Below are 1,396 nucleotides of genomic sequence, written 5' to 3'. Positions count from 1 at the left end.
ATTTAAGTTTTGTTTTAAATTCCTTCCACTTTGACGCGTTAACCACCAGCTGATATTTGCCTTTTTCCCCTTTCTTATAGGTTGGTACAAAACCGAACCCTAGTACTTGGAAATCCAAAGGTTTGCGTATGCCACTTTTCTTTCTATTTATTGGCAATCGGAGCTTGTCGCGCAGAAACTTGTAGATACTGTTACCTACCCTTTTCGCTGACTTTTTACTTCTGACATAGATACTGAAATCATCAGCATATCTAACATAACGATGTCCGCGCTTTTCCAGTTCCTTATCCAGCTCATTAAGCAGGATATTGGAAAGCAACGGACTTAGAGGCGAACCTTGTGGGACGCCCTTTTTGCGCTTGTGTAGTTTGCCGCTGATTAGTATCGGTGCCCTAAGGAATGAGCGTAACAGCTTCATCGTGGGTCTACATTTCACCTTGTTATATATCAGTTCCAAGAGGACATAGTGTTCCACCTCGTCAAAGAAGCTCTTTAAATCGATGTCTACTATGCACTGGTACCCTGAATTAATATTCTTTAGGCTTTGTGCGACGGCTTGATGGGCGTTACGTTGTGGTCTGAACCCGTAACTGTGCTTTTGAAAGTCCGTCTCAAATATGGGTTGCAGTACTTGGTGCAGTGCTTGTTGAAACACCCTGTCGACAACGGTGGGAATGCCAAGCATCCGTTTCTTGCCGTTGCTCTTGGGTATTTCAATTCCCAATATTGGAGACACCTGATAAGACTCCCTTTCTATCTGTTGGGTGTATCGCTCGGCATGGGTTCGGAGCAAGGATTTAAGTTCCATTACGGAAACTCCGTCCACTCCTGCACCACCCTTGTTGCGGTATACCTGTAAATAGGCGTCGTTAAGGTTCTTTTTACTTGTTAAACGTTTAATCACACTAAAATTGTTTCGCTGTCCCGCTTAATCCATGGCTACTGTTTTACTGGAAAACTATCCGTACCGTAAAACCGCTCCGTGGTTTATTAAGGACCATTATCGTTCAGTCCTTCACCAACCTATCAGGTGGTTGGCTACTATGACTTCGGCTGACTTCTCCATTTAGTTACACGTAACTTTGGAGACCTCCCCAGGTAATGACATCTTCTTTCCCTCGATTCCTGCCAGATCTACTGCTTCGGCATTCACTTAAAAGTGTTTCGGACTTTACAATGATGTGCTTGCTCATCCATCCTAACAGCCTCATATCTGGTTCCTGTTCGTCAGTACCGAGTTTTGTAGTCTCGCTTCCTTCAGATGTAACCTCGCAGTTACCACCCTTGCGACTTACTAATGGTTCAAGGCGTTACCCCTGCCCATAAGGGACTTGCACCCTCTAGATTAATTATCTACTTTGCAGTAGATAAAAGATGCCCATGCTGGGCACACACA

1 protein-coding gene is annotated in these 1,396 nt (G+C 44.3%); it reads right to left on the bottom strand.

Annotation, left to right across the window (positions count from 1 at the left end):
- The coding region (gene ltrA, locus H344_RS0116785) for a group II intron reverse transcriptase/maturase (RefSeq protein ID WP_026811327.1) at positions 1–904 on the bottom strand (904 nt) is incomplete at its 3' end.
- Positions 905–1,396: the final 492 nt, after the last annotated feature.

Origin of the sequence: Arenibacter latericius DSM 15913 (assembly GCF_000424985.1) — a bacterium.
Taxonomy (GTDB): domain Bacteria; phylum Bacteroidota; class Bacteroidia; order Flavobacteriales; family Flavobacteriaceae; genus Arenibacter; species Arenibacter latericius.
This window is presented reverse-complemented; position numbering and strand designations above follow the sequence as displayed.